Genomic DNA, 23625 nt, shown 5'->3' with positions numbered 1-23625 from the left:
GAGTGGTTTATTGATGAATCGGCACCGAATGGCGACATCCTATCGATATAAATCTTCAGTAAATTAGGGTGTCTCCAAAAATGAATTACTTTGGAGACACCCTTTTAGCAGATTAAGAAGGATTCACATTTTGCCCTTTGTGTGATTCTGCTTGAGCATTTTGTTTTTTCACTTCTTGTACATTTGTCTCAGAACCAAATTCTGTAAGGGATGATTGAGATCCTGACAAACTTTTACCTTGTGCAGATTTAGCATTCTGTTGACGTACTTCTTGCACATTCGTCTCAGACGCAAATTCAGTTGCAAATGAATTTGCTCCTTGTGCAGACTGAGCATTTTGTTGACGTACTTGTTGTATATCTGTACCAGCTACCGTTTTATTAGTTTGATTTTTAAAGTTATTCGTCATTTTATCACCTCCACGTCATTTAATTTGTCCAGCTGTAGGAAAATTATATAAGTAAAATTTTTACAATTTCTAAGAATTAAAAGGTTGCTGTTAATTGCTTGTATCAATCGACTTTGGGCTGCACATTTTATTAAAACAATTATTAATGTACAACTTTCCACTCATATACCGGGGCATACGCTACTATGAGAATAAATTGGAAGGGGGAGTGTATACATGTATTATAATAATGCTTATTATAGTCGACCTTCGTCAGACATGGATCTCATACAGGATGTTGCGAAAGCGATTAACGGGGAATATGGTGCGATTACATGCTATGAACAGCTGGCAAAGCTTGCATCTAGTAAAGAAGAAAAAGATCGCATACTTGAAATTCGAAAGGATGAAATCCGGCATTTTCAATCCTTTTCACATATTTATACATCTCTTAGCGGAACACAACCAACGCCGAAAATGATGGAATCTTGCGCAAACGAATACCAACCAGGTCTTAGAATGGCGTTTAAAGATGAACAAGAAACCGTCGATTTCTATTTAGATATTGCTGATAAAGCACAAAATCCTTATATTAAAGAACAGTTCCGCCGCGCAGCAGCTGATGAGCAAAATCATGCAGTTTGGTTTTTATCTTTTTTTAAATGATTTTCGTACTATATACTAACAAAATCATGGACTAGATCAAACCAAAACGAACGAACTACCATTAGTGATTAGTAAAAGGTGGTTCGTTCGTTTTGGTTCCTTGGTGAAAAAACAATTTCCACGTACCATTGCTATTTCTCCAAATGGAGCTACGAAGGGTGCTGACGGCTTTTGTCTCATTTAATATATGATACGTCGTTAATACGCAGTCTGGTGCGAGGAGATGAATGTCAAAATTGGAAATGACGAATCGATCAGGCGATAACGGATGATCACCTGCATAGTCACTTCTTCTCCAAATATGTCCTGAAGTGCCAAATTCGAAGTAGTCATCTGCGAGAATGGTAGAGAGTTTTTCAGCAGATACGCGAACGTTTGGCTTTAAGTGACTGCACTCGAGATGATAGATGATTTGTTTGAGTTCATCGTAATTCACTTAGGTTCACTCCTAATTTGTACTTGCCTTACGTTTACTGGCTATAGTTGGGCAACTTATACAGAACCTATTTTAAGTCATCACTTATGATTTTTGCCAATTAACAAGGTGAGACGCGGGGAACAGACTTATGTAAAGATATATTATCCTATCTATGAAGGCCAAACAATGATTAAAAGATTTTTCAGTCCCTCTGCATGAAAAGAGGTTTATCCTGTACAATATAAAACAGTCGCCTATTATTGAAACCATCGATAAAACTTCCATAAGAGGAGCATGAAGATCATGTATCCGAAAAGGGAATAAGAATGATGCCATGCTTCGCTATGAGTAAACCATCCTACATTCTCCGCAATTTGTTCGGAAACACCTACACTCAGTCCAATCAAAACGATAAACAGCATTCTTGAAAAGGTAGGCAATGCTTTTGCAATCTGTAAAAAGAGCGCAGTAAAGATTGGCAATATCAATAATGTAAAAGCCACATTGAGTGTAAATACATCTGGGAATGGCCTTACTGGAAAGGCATACATTTGCTTACCGACAAACAGTAAGTCTAAATACGTCCCGATGAAACTAGAGAGAATGATGGTGGCTACAAAAGCCCGATGATTACTCGTCTTCTGCTTCTTCTCGGAGCAGGATGCTTTTTTTGGCGAGAATGGCAAGTTCAATTTTTTCAAGCGTTTTGCAGTATTCATCATAAATCTTTCCATCTGTATTTTCTCCTTTATCGATTAAGTAGTCTATAATGTGCCAATCTTCGAACCAGTCTGTGCGCTCCATCTCTTCATGATTAACATCTTTCCATGCGTATAGTAATCGCGGACTGTATAAACGATCCGCATCTTTTCTTAATTGGCATTTTTTTATCCGCCGTTTATAAAATGTACGGGGGAATGATTCGTTTACATCATAAAACAAATGTGGCCAGTAGTCTTTTCGCGAACCGGTATGTGGATGATCCTGTGCCCAATCTACTACTCCTGTTAAGATGTTCTCATGGCGAAACAGCAGTGAGTATAATCGTTTGCCTAGCAAAATCCGCTCATGAAGGGAGGTAAAATGCTTCATCGTATCACCGACTAGTAATGTTTTTTGTTCGGTCTCATCCTTATAGAATGGAAAAAGAATTTGATTAAAGTGAAAAAAATCATAAAGTTTAAATCCGATACTATTTAGTATGGTCTTTTTAAAATGAGCATTTTGAATGATCCTTTTTTCTAGATAGCTTTGTTCATTAATAACAGTGGAAATGGCTAACGTATAGTGGTCGCCTGTTCTCCAAAAGTGGTTCCACATCGTTTCCATAAATGTTGATACATTGAAAAAAGGAAGAAGATGAAACAGTCGTTTAGATCTTTTGACACTTTGTTCATACAACAAAAATTGTGGGTATACATCCTGGAAGATTAACCAATTCCCTCGTTCCAAAAAAGAAAAGAAGGTGAGTTGCTCTTTCTCCGACAATAGTCTTGTATATAACTCACCTTTTAAATCCGTCATATTCCAACCGCCATTACGCGATACCATATGTCCAAGTAGTGCCCAGTGTATTTCTGGGTAGCGGATGTAAAACTGATAATAGGCCTGTGTTCGCGTTATATTATTTTTGTTTTGTTGCCTTGTTCGTTCTTTAATCTGATGAATTAGCATTGCCTCTTCTTCTGTTAACTCCCATGTTTTAACGGAAGTTTGTTTTTTTTTACCTTTTTTCTTTAATTCATTTTTTACATCTAAAAGAGAATACGGAATCGTCCTGGAAAAGCCATTGCATTTCCTTTTCCAATCGTTGTGGTGCATCTCTCTTCCTCCCGTTAATATGGATATTCTTTTTTTAGGGCGTAGACCGGCTATCACCATCTTATTAAGAACGTGAAGAATAAATGATGATCTATGGAAGGAACTTCTTTCTTATGTCCAAAATATGGTAGAAAAATAATCTCTATTTGTGTAAAATTACACTAAAAAGAGAGAGGCAACCTATGAAAAAATTCATTATACTAGTTTTAATTACATGTGTTTTATCTTCATATAGCCTGTACATCTACGGGAAATCTGTATATGATCGGTACTTTGTTACAGGAGATATAAATTATAGAGAGCAAAGTAACATAAATATCGTGTGGTATCTTCAAGAAAAAGGGTATACCAAGTCGTATGGTTATTTCTTTTATTATTGGAATGGTATTAATTTTAGAGGAAACGGGTTGAATAATTTATGGAAATGATATTTTTACGTTGTAATTTATCCCCAATACCGTGGATGTTGATAATATTGAATGTAGTGGTTTTGATAGTGATGTTGGTCATAGCCCTGATTATGATAGTTTAATTTAACTTCATCATTTGGATTTTGCTTACGATTACAATTTTTAGACGGACCTATAAATGTAGAAGGCTGTATAGGAGAAGTGGATTTTTTCCACTGATTCTCATCGAGACAATAGGTATGTGACATGATATTTGATGGCGTATATTTTAATAAATCTGAACCTAAAATCACTTCAGGAGTTGGTGTATTAAATATCGCCAGAAGGTGTGTGTTATCTACAGTTGCTACTTCATAATGCCACCATCCTTGTGGAACATTTGCAACTTGACCTGGTTTAATTGGATAATCTTGCATTTGTCTTGTAAATGGGTTGAATATAGAAACTACAGAAGATCCTGAAATACAATAAACAAGCTCAGCAGCATTGTGGTGATAGTGGGGCTCTATCACATTATTTGCACTCAAGAAAATATCGAGTAAGGATACATTTTCTAATGTGTTTAATTGATTAATCCCTAAGATATTAATAAAATTGTGGCTATCCTTTGTGAATAGATTACTATTATTTACATCGAAAGTGAATTGTGTAGTAGGGGAAGTGTAATCCAAAGACGAAGCCATTTGTATTCCTCCATTGCTTTTAGATTATGATTACAAACTAATCTATGCAAATGTATAATTGTAGTGCAGGTACCTATCTTATGAACAAAAAGAAGAAATCGAGTTATTTACTTTTTAAAATCTTAGCTTTTTTTAAGTGATACATTCAACTTCGTTCCTGTACTGGTGTTGAGTTGTATGCTTTACCATCACACTCTATTGCAATTCTATAGGATGGTAAAGCTATATCAATTCAATACGGTCCGCAACGTTCCTGTATTCTTACGTCGAAACCATGATAGCAAAGTGCTTTAAATAAACGTCTTTCTATAGGACTCTGGCATTTCGTACGTTGATATTCAATAAAATTGAATGGTTCAGATTTAGGACGCTTGGCGTGTAAATAATAAAGGAAGACAAGCGGAACGATTACCGTGAAACCCAAAAAAGCTCCTATCGAAATCCATATGATCATGATATCACCTTTACTTATATTTCAATAATGATGGGAAGGATCATTGGCTTTCTCTTCGTTTGGGTATACACATATTGTCCAATCGATTTTTTTATGTTTTGTTTCATACTATTTCTTTGCAGTCTATTCCCTTCTAGCAAGTCGTTAACGGTTGTTTTTACGATGTGATTGATGTCTCTTAAGAGCTTTTCGGAATCCGTTGCAAAAACGAATCCACGAGTAATAGTGTCGGGACCAGACAGTAACTTTCTTTCTGTTTTACTAAGGGTTATCACAATTACCAACATTCCATCTTCAGACAGCTGCTTTCGATCTCGTAATATAATATTCCCTACATCCCCGATACCCAATCCGTCAACATAAGTATCTCCTGACGGTATTTTCCGAGTTTGACAAGCTCTCCTGTTTTCAAATTCGACAACATCTCCATTATTTATGATAAACGTATTTTCTTTCATGACTCCAACAGATTCTGCTAATAAACGATGCAGATGTAGCATTCTAAATTCACCATGAACGGGAATAAAATAAGTTGGTTTCATCAATGTAAGCATGAGTTTTAAATCTTCCTGGTAGCCATGTCCGGAAACATGCATACCTGTTCGACTTGACGAACCATATATCACTCTCGCGCCCAAAAGAAATAAGTTGTCTACGATTCGTGAAACACTACGTTCATTCCCAGGTATTGGAGTGGCGGCAATAATAACGGTATCATCAGGTAGGATGTCTACATCTCTGTAGTTAGAACTTGAAAGACGCGAGAGGGCGGCCATCGGCTCTCCTTGGCTTCCTGTGCACAGAATCGCCACACTTTCAGGAGGTAATTGCTTGATTTCCTGTGGTTCAATGAGCAGCCCATCAGGAATCTGCACATATCCACGTTCCATCGCAACCGATACAATATTCACCATACTTCTACCAAGCAACGCTAGCTTTCGATTTGTTTTTAATGCTGCAGAAACGACTTGCTGAACACGATTCACATTCGAAGCAAAAGTAGAGATAATGACTTTTCGCTTAGCATTCATGAAAGCTTCTTCAATTTGGGTTCCTACAAGTCGTTCGGATGGGGTAGAGCCCGGACGTTCTGCATTCGTACTTTCAGATATAAGAACCAACACACCTTGTTCTCCAATTGCAGCCATTTTATGAATATCAGAATATTGGTTATTCACAGGAGTTAAATCAAATTTAAAGTCACCGGTATGTACGACATTTCCTTCTGGTGTATGTAAGACAATGCCTAGACAATCCGGAATACTATGGCTCGTTTTGAAAAAAGTAGTATGAATTTCTCCAAACGTAAGATTGGAATCTGAATCAATTGAAAATAATTCACAATCCCTTAAAAGTCCATGCTCTTGTAATTTTAATTCAATTAACCCAAGTGTAAAACGCGTTGCATAAATGGGTATATTCAATTTTCTTATAAAGTAGGGAACCCCTCCAATATGATCTTCGTGTCCATGTGTAACAAGTAATGCTCTGATTTTGTCCTGATTTTCCTCTAAGTAGGAAATATCAGGGATAATTAAATCGATTCCTAATAAACTTTCATCTGGAAACTTTGCACCGCAGTCGATAATTACAATATCATTTGCATATTGGATCACATACATGTTTTTACCTATTTCATTTATGCCACCAAGGGCGAATATGGACAATACATTGTTTGTTATAGTCAAATTGATTCCCTCCTGTTTCCATTCGTAATTGTAGTATTTCCCATTATGATTTGAATTAGAAGTCCTTGGTATAATAGATGGAATAATATAAAATTGTATATTCGTATTTAACAGAAACTGTGGTGAAAATCAAAATAAACCTAGTTATATCTCCTTTACAAAAGAATGTAATAAATATTTACATGCTAAATATCGAGTACTTACAGGCTCTGAGTTAATATACTATGAAGATAAAATGAATTATGAATCTATTGATAGGGATCATTTTTATGGCTGTATTGATAAGACTACACTATATGTAAAGTCGGCGATGAATAAGTTATAGTAATATTCAGCAATCGGTCCATTTAATGGAATAACTTACTTTAAAGAAAACTGGATATTATATTGAAATACAGACAAGATTGTGAAGTATTGAACTTAAACTAACGAATCAGAATACTTCCATAAAATTTGTTTCCTTTGTATGATGGAATTATTAAAAAGTCTACTTTTGAGGTGTTATAATGTCGGTAAAAGGTCTTAATCATTTTTTATTTTCTGTGTCTAATTTAGAGAAATCGATAGATTTTTATAAAAATGTGTTTGATGCAAAGTTGTTAGTCAAGGGCAGAAGCTCAGCCTATTTTGATTTGAATGGTATATGGCTCGCCCTTAATGAAGAAAAAGATATTCCTCGTAATGAAATCTGCCAATCATACACTCATATTGCATTTTCAATAGAAGAAGCTGAGTTTGATGATATGTACCGTAAACTTGAGGAATTGAATGTACACATCCTTTCAGGTCGTCCAAGAGACGAAAAGGATAAAAAATCCATTTACTTTACTGACCCTGATGGTCATAAATTTGAATTTCATACAGGTACTTTACAAGACAGGCTGGATTATTACAAAAAGGAAAAAACACATATGGAGTTTTACAATTAATAGTTTCCCTGTTCAGATAAAAAGGGTTTATCGGAAAGATTGTGAGGGAATACACTTAAAGTAACGGGGGCTTAACTTAATAACAATATTCAGCAATAGGGCGCTTTTGCGAAAAACGATAGAGTGAGGTAATCCTTATGACTATTAAAATGATAAATCTGTATGTGGATGATTTAAGGGACTGTCCAAATGGATATACAATTGCAAGGAGCATTGAAGAAGCAATACATTTTATTGAAAACTATAAGATCCATATACTCTCCCTTGACCATGACTTAGGAGAAGACATGGATGGAAACTTGTTGCCGACAGGATATGATCTGGTAAAATACATCTGTCAAAAAGGGTTGCGTGCAGATAAAATCTACCTTCATACAGATAATGTTGTTGGGAGAGAAAATATGTTTCATACCCTTAAAGCAGCTCAAAGAAGAGGTTTTATAGACAGTGATATTGAGATATTTCATTATTCAATTACCCAAAATAAATACTCTGGATAACCAAAGATAATGGATGTTAGTAGAAATGGCCTTTTTTAATTACGGGTGCCTATTTAAATAAGGTTTAAGTAATAATCTTCAACACTTTGGTGCAATTCTGCAGTAAGAAGAATTGTGCACTGTCTTTATGCTAAGGACCATTTTCTTGAATAAGTAAAGGTAAAAGTAAATGTTAATTTATGAATTTAGCATTATTTAAGCAAAGGACAGTTTAGTTCTATAAGGACTTGTGAATGCTCTAAAAGGAATCAGAGATGGAAGGGACATTCTTCTACTACTGATTCCTTTTAAAACATTTTTAAAACAACACTGATACAATGAAGGGAAATCCGATAAAAGGGAGTGAAAAATGAGTGAATCAGGAAAGAAATGCTTCAGTTAAATTTTTACTTTTAGTCGTGGCTTCCATCATTGCATTCACACTTGTAGGTTTGCAGATTGTTGGGCATAATCCGATTGTTCAAAACCAAAGATATTGGATCATCAGCCGGTCGTCCTCTATTGTTTCCTACATAGTCTTGACTTTCGTGATCATACTGGGGAACCTGCTCAGTAACCCAAGGAATAAGGATAGATGGAAACTGTCGAAATATCTATTGCCATGGCACCAGGCATTGATAGCGGCAACTTATACGTTAGTTGCCATGCACCTCATCTTTACGGTGATCGACCCCAAATCCGGGGTAACCTTCAAACAAATGTGGTTCCCAATCCATGCCGCGGTACATCCCTATCCATATTTGGCAGGGGCGTTTGGACTTTATTTCCTTATCCTGATCGGGTTCACCGCATCCATCAGGAAGCACTTTAAACAATGGATTGATATTCACAGGATTTCTATCGTCATTTGGTTTTTGGTCACCTTTCATGGATTCTTTGGTGGATCCGACACACGGGCGTTCATGCTAATGTATGGGTTGTCGACGTTACTTACTTTTGGTACGTTCTTTTACCGTCACTGGGCAATAAAGAAAGAGCCAAAAAAGAGAATGACGGTTCCGTTAAAACACAAAAATACCGCTGTGTAAATAGCGGTATTTTTGTTGTTTTCAAGATGCCTTTGTCACCGATTGTACGGGAGGCGGTGGCGGCGTTGGCGTTGGCTTTGGAGTTACAGCGGGAGCGGGAGATGAAGACTTACCTACTGTTGGTCCCTGAGTTGTTACAGAACTTGTACTACTACTTGTGCCACTGTTTGTATTCGCTGAAGTCGTCGAAGACGAACGAACTGACATCGCAGCAATTTGGTTTTGTATTTGAGCGATTTCTGAATTAAGCGCATTTATTTGTTGGTTTTTCACATTCGTATCATTTACCGTTTGCGTGTAAGTGAGCTGTAATTGATATAATTTTTGATTATAGTCATTTAATTTTGTGTTTAAATTGTTTCGCTCTTGAATTTTTTGCAAATATGCATTTTTTTGAATATTGGCAGCACTTACTTGGTCTTGGACATTATAAAGGACGCCTGCGTATAAACCACCAGCACATAGAATTCCAATGGTAGATTTCTTCCATACTTTATTTATTAGTTCCACCTTCTTTTTGTAATAATGCATTTTTTTGAGTAACTAGGTTGGAGTATTGATTATCGATTGCATTCTTTGCTTTTGTTGCTTCATCCAAATTGCTTTGTAGTTTTTGAATTTGTCCTGCTACAGAATCAGCTTGATTTTGTATTTGAACATTAGAAATAGTTGGATAAGTGGTTGGATGATTGTTTTTCAAATAGGAATGTACTGTTACGTAAGTGCTGACAAAGAAAACAAACGTAAAGAATAGTAAAATGGTACGTTTTTTAGTCATTAACGGCATGAAAAACATTCTCCTTTCCATGAAAATCGGAAAAAGTCCAAATAATATTTGAAACGATTTCGTTCGAACAGACAATCTCTTTGTTGGCATTGATCGAAATGTGAGGCAAGTATGGCAAGTGTATGTTTTTCTGCTCATCTTGTATGAACAAGGATTTTGTATAAACTTCCGCGTTCACGCAGCTTTTCGCAAATGACGTCACACTCACCATGTTCCCTTGATACGGCAGTTTCGTCCACGGATTGATCAAATGATGGAAGGTTCGGTTTTCACTTTCCCATCTTCTTTTCCATGTGGAACTTGTGCAAATGGCGGTTTTTTCACCGGATATGCTCAAAACCATCGCCAAATCATTCGAAGCATGAATGGGATCTTCCACTCCAACATTCCAAGCGCTGCCATCTGCTTGCGTTCCGCAAACGATCATATCACCGCCGGCGTTTATGATATACCCTGTCAATTCATCTTTGCATTCCAGTTCGATCAAGGTGGATAAGTAATCCGCCGTATAGCCTTTCCCGATGCCGCCAAGGTCGACCGGAGCGGAGAATTTCACTTTTCCATCAGCCTTCCAGTCGAATAGCGCATCCTCGCTCGAAGACGAGGGTGCGACTTCTGCACCCGAGTAACCCAATCGATCCAAATATGCGAGAACCCTTGGATCGAAAGCACCATTCGTCTCCGCCCATTTCTTTTCCGTTTTCCTTAAAACGTCATACATCGTTTCGGAAACGTGATTCCAATGGTTCGGATTGCGGTTCAAGGATGTCAGCTCGCTTGTTTCCCGGAAACGGGACATGATTTGTTCGAGACGTTCCGTCTCCGAAATGACCTTAGTGAAAAAATCGGTTGAAATTTCATGTTTGGAATCCAACCTGAGTTCAAATGTTGTATTCATGGCGAGATATGTAAGTGTCTTCGTTGTCATCGTTTCCCCTTTTCCTCTTTTCTCCGGTCTTTTTTGTATAGTAATGATAGGATGCTGATTTCCTCGTCTATTCTAACAATGATATTTTAATAAAGCCTTAATAGAATGTTACATATTCTTTACATGACCTTTCTCTTCAAAAAAGATAACAAGAAAAGACTACCCTCATAGTAAAAGCAAGTTTGTGAATATTTTTACTTAAAGTAACGGGGGCTTTAATTGAAGAATGATCACAGAGATGATCAAACTTACTATAAAGGATGGATTCAATTGAATATAGAAGAGCGTGTTTTGATCAATCTTTTTTTTAAAAACACGCTCTTTCTTTTGTTCGGTTATCAAGGGTAGTAGTATAAATTTAATCAAACATTATTCTAGATGCATGGGTAAAAAGTAGAAATTTATAAATTTCGTCCCCAAGTATTATTTAAGTCGAAAGCCGCAAACAAAAATATAATAAAAAACCCTTGGAATACAAGGGTTTTAAAGATGGAGCATAGGGGGCTCGAACCCCTGACCTCGACGCTGCCAGCGTAGCGCTCTCCCAGCTGAGCTAATGCCCCGAAATAATAAAAATTTCTATTACGTAGTATACAATCGAACGATATGAAAAAAAAGTCATGATTAAAGAAGAATCATGACTTTTTTGTAAGAAGTGAAACTACTTTCTAGAAATGGCCAGTTAATTTGAAAAAACTCCAAAGACAAATATAAAATCATATAAGAAACATAAAACAACTACGTGCCAAACCTCATATTTGCTCAGGCTTTCTTTAGCTTTATATAAACAATCTTCTAGTTAAGCTCCTCTTTGTATTGGCGACGTTACCAAGATGTACTTTTTAAATCAAAGGTTACTTTCATTTTATTTTGCAATGAAATTAGTTTGAACGTGTACTTGTTTTCTCCACGGTTTGCCAAGCCATCGTTTAAGAGCGAAGCAACCTCGGAACCATTCATCTACACCTTGCGCAATCCAAACACCTAGTAAACCGAGTCCGAATTGAACTCCTAGCACGTAGCTGAGAGAAACAGCGATACCCCACATTGCACAAATCCCAATTACAACTGGAAAACGAACATCACCTGATGATTTTAATGAACTCATTAAAACGATATTCATAGCTCTTCCTGGTTCTGTAAAGGCGACAGCCCATAATACAGGAAGGCCGACTGCAAGGATAGCTAAATCGCTAGTAAATAATTTTAATATCGGTGTACCGATAAGAGCGGTAGCGAATGAAGTGAGAAAAGAAGCAACCATAGCTATTTTTAAGGTTCGTACTCCTCGTTTTAATGCTTTTTCATATTGTCTTCCCCCAACATAACGTGCAACAAGCAGTTGCGTTCCTTCTGCAATTGCTAACGTGAATAAGTAGCAAAACATGGATATGTTCGTTATATAAATTCTTGCAGCAAGGGAAGCATCTCCAAAAGTAGCAACTAAAGCAGTAATAACCAACTGGGAAAATTGATAGGATATATTTTCTCCAGCTGATGGAATGCCAATGGAAAGCATTGCGTGGACATCTTTTCGATTTAATTTGAAAATAGTATCGAACTGGATTCGTAATGCAAGCTTGTTATAGATTAAATAGAAAAGAGCACAAATTGCAAATGTACGGGCACCTATTATGGTCCACGAAACGCCTATTACACCTGTAATAGGAAAATTAAAAAGTCCTAAAATAGCAAAACTGTACCCAATAATACTAATAACATTCATTAAAACCGTTACAATCATGGATTCTCTCGTATATCCATAACTTCGAAGGATCGCGCTTAACGCTAATGAAAGTGATTCAAGGAACAGAGAAGCTCCAGAAATACGAATAAATGTAAGTCCGTACTGTAGGACATCACCATGTATATCAAATAAAAGTAGTAGCTGTCCGCCAAAGGTTACAACAATAAAAGAAACGATAATACCAAACCAAAAGTTCAAGCCAATGGCTGAATAAGCCAATTGGCGAGCCTCGTTTAAATGTTTTGCACCGAGTCTTTGACCAATTAAAATCATTGCTGCCATCGAAGTAACATTGAAAACTAAAATAAAAATACTTACTAATTGATTAGCAACGCCAACACCAGAAGCTGCGCTGTCAGAATAATGGCTTAGCATAAGTGTAGCTATTATTCCCATACCCATATGAAGAGCTAATTCTATAAAAATAGGCCAAGATATATGGAAAAGTGTCTGTTCTTGATAGGGATTTGTTTGAACAACCAAAAGTAATTCTCCTTATTTTTAATGAAATATTATTTATGCACAAAATTCATTGTAATCTTGTTTATAGGAAAGAGAAATAGAAATATTAAATTTTTTTCAGCATTAATAGGAGGACTCTCTTTTCTTTGAAAAGGTAGGGGTCTTACGTAGGGTGCATCATAATAATAAGTCTATTGTATAAAATCGTAGATAAAAAATATAGAAGTGCTAGTAGTTGTAACGATTGATTGTATACCAAACTAGGAGTTCACAATAATTACAAGGTGGATCATTGGAATTTTCATGTAAGATAATCTACCAAACCTCTTGTCATGAAATTCCAGTATGCTATAGTAATCTCAAATATTAAATGGTTCCTACTTCATTGGAACAAGTGAAGCAGCTTTGTTTTTGGAATGTATAGAAGGGATGACTAGCGATATGATAGATATGTTAAATTTATATCAAACTACTAGTCTATCTGAAAATCAATGTAAGATTATCTCAAATTTTGCTCGAAATCTTCAAGTGATTGCGGATCTTTCACAGGCGGATATGTTTATAGATTGTTTTTTGCCAGATCGAGAGACTGCGATTGTAGTAGCTGAGGCACATCCAAGTACGACACAGTCATTGTATCGAAACTGTGTGGTAGGTCAAATTGCCTATGAGGAAAATGAACCTGGGGTTTTGTTTAGTTTACAAACAGGCAAGTCTGTTATTGGTTCGAGGGGGATTTCCCAGGAACAAGTGGTCATGCAGCAGGATATTGTACCAATTACGGATGAAAACGGTGTGACAATAGCAGTGTTAATAAAAGAACAGGATATTTCACAGCTCATTCAAAATGAGAAAAACGTGAAGACACTCATGCAATCTTCCACTGCTGGAGAGAAGCAGACCGTTCTTCATTCGATGATGATGCAGGAAATTCATCACCGGGTAAAAAATAATTTACAAGTAATTGCGAGCTTGCTTCGGCTTCAAATGAGGCGATCTTCGTCGAAAGAGGTTGCAGAAGTTTTTCAAGATAGTGTATCACGGATTTCGAGTATGGCAATGGTTCACGACTATTTGGCGAAAACGGGAATGGATGAAGTGAATGTTACGTTTGTAATGGAGCAAATGGCAACGTTACTTCTTTCCTCGTTTAATATCCCAGAAAAGCATATTGAGATCCATGTACAAGGAGAATCGTTAGTATTACGTTCAGATAAGGCTACATCAGTAGCTCTTGTTGTGAACGAGCTCGTTCAAAATTGTATGAAGCACGCCTTCCTTTCTCAAGATGTGGGCAGAATTGAAATTTGTATCAATGATCGAAAACAGATTGCGACGATTATTGTGCAGGATAATGGCTGTGGAATGGAGGGTACTTCTTCCTCGCAAGGCTCGTCTTTAGGCTTACAGCTTGTGAAAATGCTAGTGGAGGAAGAACTGCAGGGTGATCTTTCATTCTTCCATTCTGCGAAAGGAACGAAGGTTTCCATATCGTTTCCGATTCCAGAAAAGGTGATGATATGATGCAAACGAAGGTCATGATTGTCGATGATGAGCCGATTACACGTATGGATTTGAAGGAGATGCTGGAAGAGCACGGATTCGATGTCGTAGGAGAAGGTAGAAACGGGGAAGAAGCAATTGAAAAGGCTCGCTTGCTACAGCCTGACTTAATTATTATGGATGTGAAGATGTCCCAAATGAATGGGATTAAAGCTTCCACAATTATTAAACGCTTTTCGGATTGTGCGATTTTGCTCCTTACGGCCTATAGTCATAAGGAGCTTGTCGAAGATGCGAAGAAGGCAGGAATTAATAGCTATTTGGTTAAGCCAGTTCAAGAAAGAGAATTGCTTCCAGCTGTTGAAATTGCGCTTAGTCAGCGCGTGCAGTTCCTTGCTCTGCAAGAAAAAATTACGAGTTTGGAACAGAAAATGGCGGAACGAAAAATGATTGAAAGAGCAAAAGGAATCGTGATGCAGCGATTTAACTATACCGAGGATCAGGCCTACCGATATATGCAGAAAAAGAGCATGAACAGTCATATGACGCTTGGCCGCGTGGCAGAAACGATTATGAAACTGACAAGTGTATAGCAAAAAAGCAATGGCGCTTTGTAGCAATTCTGCTCTTCAAGCAGAATCAGCTTCGAGCGCTTTTTTGCATTTGGAAAGGAGGGAAAGTGATGAACAAGATTACGAGCATTGGTCTTGATATTGGAACGAGTACGACGAAACTTGTTGTAAGTCAGCTAAGCATTGGGCAAGCAACAGATGGATATAGGCTTCCAAGCTATCAAATTGTCGATCGCCAGATTTTATATAGGAGTCCGATTTATCCAACGCCTCTGCAGAATGAATATGAAATTGATATGGAGGAACTTTCCACGTTATTAACCTATGAATATGAGCAGTCGCACATTAGCCTGCAGGATGTGAAAGCTGGTGCAGTGATTATAACAGGGGAAACGGCTCGTAAGGAAAATGCCGAGACGATTGTTCATTATTTAGCAGACCGAGCAGGTGACTTTGTCGTTGCAACGGCGGGGGCTCATCTTGAAGGCATATTAGCTGGGAAAGGCTCCGGAGCGATGAAACGTTCCGAAAACACGGACGGTATTGTTGCAAATAATGACATCGGTGGGGGTACTGCAAATGTCGCCTTCTTTCAGCGAGGAAGGCCAGTGCGAACGGTAACCTTTCATGTAGGCGGTAGACTGATTCGTCTAACGGAGCAGGGAGAGGTCACATACATTGCGCAGCCGATTCAAAGTTGGCTAGAGAAAAATCAATTTGAACTTCACGTAGGCAAAATTGTTTCGTATGAAGAGTTGTACCACTTTTGTTATCAGCTGAATGAGAGCATGCTAACTTACCTACTCGGCTCGCCTAAGCATAATGCGCATCTATTACTTGCATTGCCAGATGAAGGCTCCTTTGGTCAGATTTCAGAGTGGATGTTTTCAGGCGGGGTTGGCCATATGCTCGGCAAGGAACAACCAGTCCAAATGAGTGAGGTGACGAAGTACGGAGATATTGGTCCCTTGCTAGCGTATACTCTGAAGCTTGTAGCTAAAACATACGAAATTTTGATTCGAGAAGCAGAGGAAACGACGAGGGCGACCGTGATTGGAGCGGGCATGCAAAACACAGAAATTAGCGGGGCAACGGTCTATGTGGACGAACGAATCCTGCCAATTAAAAATATTCCACTTCTACATGTTTCGCTAGAAGAAAATGAGCTTGATTCGTTTCAATGTCGTCTAAGTAAGGCGATGCTGCAGGGGAGGCAAATATATGATAGCAAACAAGACCCACCATTTGCTCTTGCATTAGCAAACATTCCATATTGCACGTACGACATGGTGCAACGATTAGCCGATGATTTGCATAATCAATATACCTTTTATTTTCCGCAGTCTACCTGTCTCGTTGTGATTTGTGAGAGAGATATGGCAAAAGCGCTTGGGCAGGCGTTAGCAAAGCGGTGTCAGCTTCACCTGATTTGTATCGATCAAGTTGATTTTTCCTATGGTGATTATATAGATTTAGGGTTGTCTGTAGCAGGTGAAGCGATTTCTATTTCCATCAAAACATTGGCATTTACATAAAATGCAAGGCGAGGTGACGAAGATGCATAAAAAAACAACGGTACTCGGATATACATACGAGTTTACAAGCTTAAAAGAGATTTTGGCGAAAGCAAATGAAGAGCGTTCTGGCGATCAGCTGGCAGGCATCAGTGCAGCAAATATGAAGGAACGAATGGCCGCCAAGATAGTGCTAGCCGATTTAACGCTTGCGGATATTCGAAACTATCCGTTGTTGTCTCCTGAAGAGGATGAAGTTTCGCGAGTGATTGAAGAAGGTGTGGACGAAAAGATTTACGCTGTCATTCAAACGTGGACAGTCGCTGATTTGCGGGAATATATCCTAGGTAGCGAACAAAGTGGAACCGATTTGCTACAGCTAAGCAAAGGACTAACAAGCGAAATGATTGCAGCGGTCGCCAAAATCATGTCCAATCTGGATCTCATCCAGGCTTCTTCTAAAATTGAGGTGATTACCCATTGTCAAACGGCGATTGGACAACAAGGAGTACTTGCCTCCAGAGCGCAGCCCAATCATCCCTCTGATAGTTTGAAAGGAATTCGGGCATCTCTATATGAGGCACTGAGCTATGGAGTAGGCGACGCGGTCATTGGGATCAATCCGGTAATGGATACGACTGATCATATATATACGTTACTTAGCGAGACAAAGCAGATCATTGATGAATTTCGTATTCCAACTCAAAACTGTATTTTGTCACATGTAACAAGTCAGATGCGTGCAATTGAAAAAGGAGCTCCGGCAGATTTAATCTTTCAAAGCTTAGCTGGAACGGGTGCAGGAAATGAATCCTTTGGCATTTCCGTTCCACTTCTAGAAGAAGCAACAATACTTATTCAAGAAAAAGGAACAGCAGCGGGTCCGAATCGATGGTATTTTGAAACCGGTCAAGGATCAGAATTATCGTCGTCTGCGCATTTTGGAATCGATCAAGTGACACTTGAAGCAAGATGCTACGGCCTAGCACGAAAGTTTCAGCCCTTTTTAATTAATACAGTAGTTGGGTTTATTGGTCCTGAATACTTATACGACTCCAAGCAAGTCATTCGTGCTGGTTTAGAGGACCATTTTATGGGAAAAATGCACGGCTTGCCAATGGGAGTGGATGTTTGCTACACCAATCATATGAAGGCCGACCAAAATGATATGGATACGCTCGGTATGCTGTTAACAAATGCAGGGGTGAATTTCCTGATTGGTGTGCCAATGGCAGATGACTGTATGCTAAATTACCAATCGCTGAGCTACCATGATATTGCAACATTCCGCAGCATCTTAAAGCGAAAACCTTCTCATCCATTTGAACAGTGGCTTGAAAAACAAGGAATTATGGAGGATGGAAAATTAACAGCAAGGGCTGGCGATCCAACCATATTTCTATCTAAGCTAGGAAAATGAAATAGAAATCAAGGAAAGGGGAGGAAAAAATGACTGCAGAGTTGTTGGCAAGGTTAAAACAACATACGCCGGCTCGTATTGGTGTCGGGCGTACTGGTACAAGGCCACTTACTAAGGATTTTTTGTCGGTTCGTATTGATCACGCAGCTGCTGTTGATGCTGTGTACGGGGAAGTACCAGAGGAACTGTTAAAGCGCCTTACTCTATTTTCGGTTGAAACGTGTTTTAAAACTAAGGAAAGCTATTTAAAGCGTCCCGATCAAGGTCGCATTTTATCCAAGGAAGGGAAGGAGACGATTTTGCAGCACTGTCTGAAAAAGCCGCAAGTACAAGTTGTGATATCGGATGGACTCAGTGCAAATGCCATTCAAGAAAATATATTGGATGTCTATCCAGCGATGATGGATTCACTTGCTTCCTATGGATTAACGGTAGGTACTCCGTTTTTTGTTAAAGGCGGCCGGGTTGCATGTATGGATCAAATTGGAGAACTGCTCGAGCCTGAGGCCTTTGTTCTCTTAATTGGGGAACGGCCGGGACTTGTATGCGCCCATTCTCTTAGTGCGTATATGTGCTACCGGCCACGAGCCGATACGAAGGAGTCAGATCGCATGGTTATCTCAAACATTCATCAAAACGGTACGCCTCCGGTTGAAGCAGGGGCACATATTGGAACGATGATGCAAAGGATGATCGAGCAAAAGGTAAGCGGTGTGACTCTTCAGTTTTAAATGAGTGTTCCATTCCTCGCTTCTAAAGGAGGATTTATTCCGCCAGGTATGGCGCATACAGACAATAATAGGAGGTAATCGAATGATTCTAGGAATTCTATTGATAGTGACAGCTTTGGTAGTTATGTTTTCTTTTCTTGTAAAGGCGAATAAGGGAATCAAGCTTGCACGTCAAAAAGGAATTGGAGGCGATGATTTAAGCTCCTTTGGGTATAAGCAGGAGCTGCTTCGTGATATGGGAGGATTTACGAATTTCGCCATATCTTTTTCGGTTATTTCCATTTTAACGGGCGGCGTTACCTTGTATGGATTTGGCTTTAACCAAGGCGGAGCTGCCATGATGGGGATGGGCTGGCCGCTTGTGACAATCTTTGTTCTGTTTTTGGCGGCTGCACTTGCCGAATTAACGTCCGCTATTCCAACGTCAGGTGCGATTTATCACTGGGCTTCGATACTTGGCGGCAAGGGCTGGGGCTGGTTTGCAGCATGGTTTAACATGATTGGGCAAATTACGATGGTTGCAGGAATTGATTTTGGGTGTGCAGGATTTGCTTCTTCTTTGTTATTTGATCAACCAACCAAAACACAAACTCTTGTTATCTACGCTATTATACTAGCGAGTCATGCTATTTTAAATCATGTCGGCATTCGCATAGTTTCAAAATTATATGGCGTTTCTGCTATCTATCATTTGCTAGGTGTTGGGTTAATTATTGGTGCACTTATCTATTTTGGTCCTACGCAAGATGTAAGCTATTTGTTCCAAACAGGCTCTTCTACCGCTACTTCCAGTACAACTCCGTATTGGTTTGCTTTTCTAGTCGGGCTCTTGCAGGCACAATGGACAATTACCGGTTATGATGCTTCGGCACATACGAGTGAAGAAACGATTGATCCAAAGGTACGAGCACCTTGGGGCGTATACCTATCCGTTTTGATTTCAGCAATTGTTGGATTTGTCATGCTTGCTTTAGTAACGTTATCAATTAAAGATCCGGCTGCTGTTGCAGCTGGTGGAAGTAATGCATTCATAGTTGCCATCGAACAGGCAATGGGAGGAACATTTGGGAAGATTGTATTATGGATGGTTACATTTGCGATGTGGTTTTGTGGATTATCCGGTGTAACGTCAGCTTCCCGGATCATTTATGCCTTTGCTCGTGACAAAGGACTACCGTTATCGAATTTATGGGCAAAAGTATCCGAAACCTTTCATACCCCTTTCTATGCGATTTGGATTGTCGTTACAATGGCGTTCCTTTGCGGAATATTTGACAATGTGTATGCAGTTGTTACTTCGCTCAGTGTAATTGGGCTTCAAACGTCTTATCTCATCCCTATATTTCTTAAGCTTCGGGCGCAGTACCGCGGCGTGTGGACGAAAGAGGATGATGGTCCTTGGACACTTGGAAACTGGAGTGTATTTGTGAATGTTATCGCAGCAGCGTGGGTTGTATTTTTAGATATTCTCTTCATGATTGCACCAAATGATGTAAAGCTAACAGATTCCTTTACGTTGCCTAATGCTACCGGCTATGCCTTTGCTGCTGCAACGATTGTGCTCACTCTTCTCTATGTGTTTAGAGGCAAAAACTTATTTAACGGACCACATTTAGGCTCGTACCAAGAGGTAAATGAACGTCTAACGAACAAAGAAAGTAGAATGGAAACAAACGCATTTTCTGAGCCATCTTAATTCGTATATAGCCTAGCAGTGACACAAAAGAACTTTCTTTTGTATCACTGTATTCATAAAGGGGGTAGCGTGATGACAGAAGTAAATATGCAGAAGGAACATTCAATTATAGAGCAGCCTCTACTTACAAGGTTTCCTTTCCCGTTTAAGGGAGATTCGTATCGGTACTCCAATAATTCTGAGTCACTTGAGCCGCAGGTTATCCTAGATATCACTCCCGAATATTTTGAAGAAGTAAAATTGAAGAGACAAATTTTGAACAAACCGGATCTAAAAGCCTATCAATCTCTTGCTCATTCGTTGCCTGCGCAGTGGGAAATTCTAGAAATGATTATGGAAGAAATGGTAAGTCTGTACCCTCAATATTTTCAGCTTCGTAAAAATGGGTCAAGCTGGACCTTTCGGAATGTACTACTAGATGAAGTACAGCAATTTACATTTGGGGATGCTGAAAGTTTGCCATACGAGCCGCTAGATTTTATAGGCCGGCACATTCAAGAAGATTTGTTTTATCTCGCAGAGCGGGACGGTGATATTTATTTGGATGCCGGACAATTGTGCTTTCCGGGTAACTGGTCAATGGCTTTTGATCTCGGTATGACATATACTGAATTTCATTCTCCTGTACCGCATTTCTCAGATAGCGGACTCGCTCAAAAGGTTCGGGATTTTCTTATGCGGATGGAAGCAGGTAAACCTTGGACGCGGTTCAACTGGACGTTTACGGTGGGGCATATTCTAGAAACAGCGCCTGAAACATTTGACGAATGGGGACCGAAAAAAGGAGCAGTCACGGCAGAAAACGTAGGTGAGATGGTCTACTTGCGCGTAGAGGATCAACGATTGTTTCGTCTTCCCGGCAGTAATGGTATTTTCTTTAGCATCCATACCCATATGATTTCACTACGTGAATTACGTGAAAATACACGGTGGATGAATCAGCTCTATCATGTATTACAGGACATACCAGATTATATGGCTGCTTACAAAGGCTTTCTTTCCTACAAGAATTATGTCGTGCAATACTTGGAAGCGATACGAAAGGGGGAATAACATTTGACTATCATGACAGGGAATGTGCTACATGCAAAGTGGCTATTTGATCATGTGTACCGATTGGATGTTCGGACCCGTGAAGGAGCACTCGTACAAATGGTAGGTACTGCTAGCCAGATGAAATGTAACAAGGCTACATATTTACTTCCAATTTATATCGTGGCTGAAAAGGAAGGAAAGTTTCATGTTTATATGGATGCTGCATCTTATTCGGAACAGAAACTTCTACACTTTACAGAGCAAATTATAAGTGAGCAAATTCAGCTTGATGTAAATGCTTATTCCGTTTTTGATATCCCGGCAAACGCTGCGAAGGTTGTACTTCTAATGGAAGAAGCCTCGCCTCTTGAATATGTAGTTTGCATCGAATCCCTTCGGTTCACCCATATTGAAACGGAGGTGTATGTTACAGCAAAACAACAGAAATACGTCAAAGATATCGTTGCTCCTCCCATTACCTTTCTCTCTGCACCTACTTATGAGGCGGTCTATGAAATCTTTGAGCACCAGACGATGGGGACAAAGCTTTGTTTATCCGGCACATGGCCTTTCGTAGATTTGGCGGTAAAGGCAGCTCATAATGCGGGATTTACAGATGAAGAAATTCAGTACAGAGGATTTGGACCAAAGGAAGAAAAGGTATTTTGTATCAAATGCTATCATCTGAACAAAAAGCAGGATGAGCAAGTATGTGACAATTGCCAGACGAGACTAAGTGTTTCGCAGTTGTTTTCCAAACGGCATGGTGCGTATCTTGGTTACATTAACATCCGGGAAGGGAGCTTGCAGAATGGTAGAAGTGATTATTCAAGAAATTAAAGAAGAAACTCCCAATATAAAACGATTTACGCTACAAGCTGCAGACGGTTCTAGATTACCTCGTTTTAGCGGTGGTTCTCATATTACAACCTACGTTCAAACGGACCAGAGGACAATCGAAAGATCCTACTCTTTACTTAATGATTCTAATACGACGAAATTCTATCAAATCGCCATTCGTCGCAGCGATTCGTCAAGGGGCGGATCTGTATATTGGCACGATTCTATGAATGTCGGTGACATGCTTAAGATTAGCTATCCGAAAAATCATTTTCCTATTAGTTTTAAAGGGAAACATCATATTTTGATTGCAGCAGGCATTGGTATCACACCTTTTCTCGCCATGGCAGCTGAATTAAAACGAAACAGCAAATCGTTTGAACTGCATTATGCGGCTCCTTCCAAGGCAGGATGTGCGTTTTATGATAGGCTCACTACTCTCTATCCAAATGAAACACATTTCTATTTTTCAAAGGAAAATCATAAAATGACTGCAGATGTGATGAAGCACAAACCTATCGGATCCCATGTTTACTTTTGCGGTCCCGAAAATATGGTAGGGCAATATAGGAAAGCAGCGAAAGCATATGGATATCCCGAAACAAGTATTCACTTTGAACTATTTGCACCGCCAGACCTCGGACCGAAGCAAGCATTTCAAGTAAGACTTGCTTCAAGTGAGCAAATCATCCAAGTTCCAGCGGAAGAAAGTCTACTGGATACCCTCTTAAAGCAAGGGGTTAACGCCCCCTATTCTTGTAAAATGGGCGGATGCGGAAGCTGTCAGGTTAATGTGTTAGAAGGAGAAGTCGATCATAGGGATTGTTTCCTCTCAGAAGATGAGAAGAAAAATAAAAAGGTGATGTTGACCTGTGTGTCTAGAGCGAAAGAGGGATACGTTGTTTTGGATCTTTAGGCGGCAGATGGAATTGAAATGTGTTGAACACTCGTGATGTTCCCTTTTTTTGATGGGGAAGCGGGTGTTTTTTTTTCAACAATGGAGGGAATTTAAAAATCGAATACAATGCTGATTGTCATTTTCATAAAAAAGAACGCATCATAGCGTCCCACTGAAAACATCGCAGTTGCTCGCTTATCTTTTCATCTTCTCCTCTAACACCGCAATTCGTTCCTCAAGCTTTTTGATTCGGCTCGCTTTTTTAAATAAATATACGAGAGCACCAATGATTGCAGTTGGTATGCTGATTAGAAAGATAAAAATGATAAGTTGGTAAATCATTGTCCCGTAAGGAACTCCCATATTTTATCACATCCTTTCCTCAATATTGTATCAGAAATGGCGAATAGGATAAAAATTATTTTTTAGGAAATGATTTACAATATAAGATTACAAGTGTAATATAACAATGGAACGAATTGCTCGGAATTTTAAGCATTATGATTG

General features: G+C 39.0%; 24 protein-coding genes and 1 tRNA gene. 13 read left to right on the top strand and 12 right to left on the bottom strand.

Annotated elements, in window-relative coordinates; genetic code table 11:
• Nucleotides 1-112: 112 nt before the first annotated feature.
• Nucleotides 113-409 carry a gamma-type small acid-soluble spore protein gene (locus ACAN53_RS08275; RefSeq protein WP_379968890.1) on the bottom strand — a complete coding sequence of 99 codons (297 nt, stop codon included), beginning with the start codon at nucleotides 407-409 and terminating at the stop codon, nucleotides 113-115.
• A gap of 216 nt (nucleotides 410-625) precedes the next feature.
• Between ACAN53_RS08275 and ACAN53_RS08270 the strand changes: the two genes are divergently transcribed.
• Entirely contained in the window at nucleotides 626-1054 is a 429-nt protein-coding gene (locus ACAN53_RS08270) for a ferritin-like domain-containing protein (protein ID WP_379968888.1), read from the top strand.
• Between the two features lie 61 nt (nucleotides 1055-1115).
• On the opposite strand, the gene ACAN53_RS08265 is transcribed toward ACAN53_RS08270, so the two are convergent.
• The 5 genes from ACAN53_RS08265 to ACAN53_RS08245 all read right to left on the bottom strand — a co-directional run bounded on the left by ACAN53_RS08265 (nucleotide 1116) and on the right by ACAN53_RS08245 (nucleotide 6462).
• A complete protein-coding gene (locus tag ACAN53_RS08265; RefSeq protein WP_379968885.1) occupies nucleotides 1116-1490 on the bottom strand; it encodes a nuclear transport factor 2 family protein in 375 nt (124 codons plus the stop codon).
• A gap of 239 nt (nucleotides 1491-1729) precedes the next feature.
• Complete coding sequence (locus ACAN53_RS08260; protein ID WP_379968883.1) at nucleotides 1730-2206, bottom strand: CBO0543 family protein; 477 nt, start codon at nucleotides 2204-2206, stop codon at nucleotides 1730-1732.
• Entirely contained in the window at nucleotides 2103-3293 is a 1191-nt protein-coding gene (locus tag ACAN53_RS08255; RefSeq protein WP_379968881.1) for a DUF2515 domain-containing protein, read from the bottom strand. The genes ACAN53_RS08260 and ACAN53_RS08255 overlap by 104 nt, the downstream gene beginning before the upstream one ends.
• Before the next feature lie 445 nt (nucleotides 3294-3738).
• On the bottom strand, nucleotides 3739-4386 hold the full coding sequence (locus ACAN53_RS08250; protein WP_379968879.1) for a cupin domain-containing protein: 648 nt from the start codon (nucleotides 4384-4386) through the stop codon (nucleotides 3739-3741).
• A 468-nt stretch (nucleotides 4387-4854) separates the two neighbouring features.
• Nucleotides 4855-6462 (bottom strand): ribonuclease J, encoded by a 1608-nt coding sequence (locus ACAN53_RS08245; protein WP_379970288.1) that lies wholly within the window; start codon nucleotides 6460-6462, stop codon nucleotides 4855-4857.
• Nucleotides 6463-7034: 572 nt separating this feature from the next.
• On the opposite strand from ACAN53_RS08245, the gene fosM reads away from it, so the two are divergent.
• The 3 genes from fosM to ACAN53_RS08230 all read left to right on the top strand — a co-directional run bounded on the left by fosM (nucleotide 7035) and on the right by ACAN53_RS08230 (nucleotide 8985).
• A complete protein-coding gene (gene fosM / locus ACAN53_RS08240; RefSeq protein WP_379968877.1) occupies nucleotides 7035-7457 on the top strand; it encodes a FosM family fosfomycin resistance protein in 423 nt (140 codons plus the stop codon).
• Nucleotides 7458-7594: 137 nt separating this feature from the next.
• A complete protein-coding gene (locus tag ACAN53_RS08235) occupies nucleotides 7595-7957 on the top strand; it encodes a cyclic-phosphate processing receiver domain-containing protein (protein ID WP_379968875.1) in 363 nt (120 codons plus the stop codon).
• A 353-nt stretch (nucleotides 7958-8310) separates the two neighbouring features.
• Nucleotides 8311-8985, top strand: coding sequence for a hypothetical protein (locus tag ACAN53_RS08230; RefSeq protein WP_379968873.1), 675 nt, complete (start codon nucleotides 8311-8313; stop codon nucleotides 8983-8985).
• A gap of 21 nt (nucleotides 8986-9006) precedes the next feature.
• Here the strand turns inward: ACAN53_RS08230 and ACAN53_RS08225 are convergent, their stop codons facing one another.
• The 5 genes from ACAN53_RS08225 to ACAN53_RS08205 all read right to left on the bottom strand — a co-directional run bounded on the left by ACAN53_RS08225 (nucleotide 9007) and on the right by ACAN53_RS08205 (nucleotide 12930).
• On the bottom strand, nucleotides 9007-9495 hold the full coding sequence (locus ACAN53_RS08225; protein WP_379968871.1) for a hypothetical protein: 489 nt from the start codon (nucleotides 9493-9495) through the stop codon (nucleotides 9007-9009).
• The gene (locus ACAN53_RS08220; RefSeq protein ID WP_379968869.1) at nucleotides 9479-9772 is read right to left on the bottom strand and encodes a hypothetical protein; all 294 of its coding nucleotides are present in this window, start codon (nucleotides 9770-9772) and stop codon (nucleotides 9479-9481) included. Before ACAN53_RS08220 ends, ACAN53_RS08225 begins: the two co-directional genes overlap by 17 nt.
• Nucleotides 9756-10700 carry an FAD:protein FMN transferase gene (locus tag ACAN53_RS08215; protein WP_379968867.1) on the bottom strand — a complete coding sequence of 315 codons (945 nt, stop codon included), beginning with the start codon at nucleotides 10698-10700 and terminating at the stop codon, nucleotides 9756-9758. Before ACAN53_RS08215 ends, ACAN53_RS08220 begins: the two co-directional genes overlap by 17 nt.
• A 490-nt stretch (nucleotides 10701-11190) precedes the next feature.
• Nucleotides 11191-11263: transfer RNA gene (locus ACAN53_RS08210), tRNA-Ala, on the bottom strand.
• A gap of 302 nt (nucleotides 11264-11565) precedes the next feature.
• Nucleotides 11566-12930, bottom strand: a complete 1365-nt coding sequence (locus ACAN53_RS08205; RefSeq protein ID WP_379968864.1) for an MATE family efflux transporter — start codon at nucleotides 12928-12930, stop codon at nucleotides 11566-11568.
• Nucleotides 12931-13350: 420 nt separating this feature from the next.
• Here ACAN53_RS08205 and ACAN53_RS08200 point away from each other — a divergent pair, with 420 nt between their 5' ends.
• From ACAN53_RS08200 to ACAN53_RS08160, 9 genes are all read left to right on the top strand, one after another.
• On the top strand, nucleotides 13351-14433 hold the full coding sequence (locus ACAN53_RS08200) for a sensor histidine kinase (protein ID WP_379968862.1): 1083 nt from the start codon (nucleotides 13351-13353) through the stop codon (nucleotides 14431-14433).
• Complete coding sequence (locus ACAN53_RS08195; protein ID WP_379968860.1) at nucleotides 14433-15005, top strand: ANTAR domain-containing response regulator; 573 nt, start codon at nucleotides 14433-14435, stop codon at nucleotides 15003-15005. Before ACAN53_RS08200 ends, ACAN53_RS08195 begins: the two co-directional genes overlap by 1 nt.
• Before the next feature lie 89 nt (nucleotides 15006-15094).
• Nucleotides 15095-16519, top strand: coding sequence for an ethanolamine ammonia-lyase reactivating factor EutA (locus ACAN53_RS08190; RefSeq protein WP_379968858.1), 1425 nt, complete (start codon nucleotides 15095-15097; stop codon nucleotides 16517-16519).
• A 22-nt stretch (nucleotides 16520-16541) separates the two neighbouring features.
• Entirely contained in the window at nucleotides 16542-17918 is a 1377-nt protein-coding gene (locus ACAN53_RS08185) for an ethanolamine ammonia-lyase subunit EutB (protein WP_379968856.1), read from the top strand.
• Between the two features lie 29 nt (nucleotides 17919-17947).
• A complete protein-coding gene (gene eutC, locus ACAN53_RS08180; protein WP_379968854.1) occupies nucleotides 17948-18649 on the top strand; it encodes an ethanolamine ammonia-lyase subunit EutC in 702 nt (233 codons plus the stop codon).
• Nucleotides 18650-18731: 82 nt separating this feature from the next.
• Nucleotides 18732-20345 (top strand): amino acid permease, encoded by a 1614-nt coding sequence (locus ACAN53_RS08175; RefSeq protein WP_379968852.1) that lies wholly within the window; start codon nucleotides 18732-18734, stop codon nucleotides 20343-20345.
• Between the two features lie 72 nt (nucleotides 20346-20417).
• On the top strand, nucleotides 20418-21398 hold the full coding sequence (locus ACAN53_RS08170; RefSeq protein ID WP_379968850.1) for a heme-dependent oxidative N-demethylase family protein: 981 nt from the start codon (nucleotides 20418-20420) through the stop codon (nucleotides 21396-21398).
• 12 nt (nucleotides 21399-21410) lie between these two features.
• Nucleotides 21411-22220: a hypothetical protein gene (locus tag ACAN53_RS08165; RefSeq protein WP_379970287.1), complete on the top strand. Its 810-nt coding sequence runs from the start codon at nucleotides 21411-21413 to the stop codon at nucleotides 22218-22220.
• A complete protein-coding gene (locus tag ACAN53_RS08160) occupies nucleotides 22192-23136 on the top strand; it encodes a PDR/VanB family oxidoreductase (RefSeq protein WP_379968848.1) in 945 nt (314 codons plus the stop codon). Before ACAN53_RS08165 ends, ACAN53_RS08160 begins: the two co-directional genes overlap by 29 nt.
• Before the next feature lie 177 nt (nucleotides 23137-23313).
• On the opposite strand, the gene ACAN53_RS08155 is transcribed toward ACAN53_RS08160, so the two are convergent.
• Nucleotides 23314-23481 (bottom strand): hypothetical protein, encoded by a 168-nt coding sequence (locus ACAN53_RS08155; protein WP_379968846.1) that lies wholly within the window; start codon nucleotides 23479-23481, stop codon nucleotides 23314-23316.
• Nucleotides 23482-23625: the final 144 nt, after the last annotated feature.

The organism is Ectobacillus soli, assembly GCF_042610425.1.
GTDB lineage: Bacteria > Bacillota > Bacilli > Bacillales > Bacillaceae_G > Ectobacillus.
Note: the sequence above shows the minus strand (reverse complement) of the source record. Positions and strands in the feature narration are given on the sequence as shown.

What these genes read in the sequence shown, in the direction of transcription:
- ACAN53_RS08175 (WP_379968852.1), top strand. Translation starts at nt 18,732, where the DNA reads ATGATTCTAGGAATTCTATTGATAGTGACAGCTTTGGTAGTTATGTTT.
- ACAN53_RS08215 (WP_379968867.1), bottom strand. Translation starts at nt 10,700, where the DNA reads ATGACAACGAAGACACTTACATATCTCGCCATGAATACAACATTTGAA.
- ACAN53_RS08165 (WP_379970287.1), top strand. Translation starts at nt 21,411, where the DNA reads ATGACAGGGAATGTGCTACATGCAAAGTGGCTATTTGATCATGTGTAC.
- eutC (WP_379968854.1), top strand. Translation starts at nt 17,948, where the DNA reads ATGACTGCAGAGTTGTTGGCAAGGTTAAAACAACATACGCCGGCTCGT.
- ACAN53_RS08255 (WP_379968881.1), bottom strand. Translation starts at nt 3,293, where the DNA reads ATGCACCACAACGATTGGAAAAGGAAATGCAATGGCTTTTCCAGGACG.
- ACAN53_RS08270 (WP_379968888.1), top strand. Translation starts at nt 626, where the DNA reads ATGTATTATAATAATGCTTATTATAGTCGACCTTCGTCAGACATGGAT.
- ACAN53_RS08185 (WP_379968856.1), top strand. Translation starts at nt 16,542, where the DNA reads ATGCATAAAAAAACAACGGTACTCGGATATACATACGAGTTTACAAGC.
- ACAN53_RS08200 (WP_379968862.1), top strand. Translation starts at nt 13,351, where the DNA reads ATGATAGATATGTTAAATTTATATCAAACTACTAGTCTATCTGAAAAT.
- ACAN53_RS08275 (WP_379968890.1), bottom strand. Translation starts at nt 409, where the DNA reads ATGACGAATAACTTTAAAAATCAAACTAATAAAACGGTAGCTGGTACA.
- ACAN53_RS08235 (WP_379968875.1), top strand. Translation starts at nt 7,595, where the DNA reads ATGACTATTAAAATGATAAATCTGTATGTGGATGATTTAAGGGACTGT.
- ACAN53_RS08245 (WP_379970288.1), bottom strand. Translation starts at nt 6,462, where the DNA reads ATGTATGTGATCCAATATGCAAATGATATTGTAATTATCGACTGCGGT.
- ACAN53_RS08220 (WP_379968869.1), bottom strand. Translation starts at nt 9,772, where the DNA reads ATGCCGTTAATGACTAAAAAACGTACCATTTTACTATTCTTTACGTTT.
- ACAN53_RS08250 (WP_379968879.1), bottom strand. Translation starts at nt 4,386, where the DNA reads ATGGCTTCGTCTTTGGATTACACTTCCCCTACTACACAATTCACTTTC.
- ACAN53_RS08160 (WP_379968848.1), top strand. Translation starts at nt 22,192, where the DNA reads ATGGTAGAAGTGATTATTCAAGAAATTAAAGAAGAAACTCCCAATATA.
- fosM (WP_379968877.1), top strand. Translation starts at nt 7,035, where the DNA reads ATGTCGGTAAAAGGTCTTAATCATTTTTTATTTTCTGTGTCTAATTTA.
- ACAN53_RS08260 (WP_379968883.1), bottom strand. Translation starts at nt 2,206, where the DNA reads ATGGAAAGATTTATGATGAATACTGCAAAACGCTTGAAAAAATTGAAC.
- ACAN53_RS08195 (WP_379968860.1), top strand. Translation starts at nt 14,433, where the DNA reads ATGCAAACGAAGGTCATGATTGTCGATGATGAGCCGATTACACGTATG.
- ACAN53_RS08155 (WP_379968846.1), bottom strand. Translation starts at nt 23,481, where the DNA reads ATGGGAGTTCCTTACGGGACAATGATTTACCAACTTATCATTTTTATC.
- ACAN53_RS08190 (WP_379968858.1), top strand. Translation starts at nt 15,095, where the DNA reads ATGAACAAGATTACGAGCATTGGTCTTGATATTGGAACGAGTACGACG.
- ACAN53_RS08170 (WP_379968850.1), top strand. Translation starts at nt 20,418, where the DNA reads ATGACAGAAGTAAATATGCAGAAGGAACATTCAATTATAGAGCAGCCT.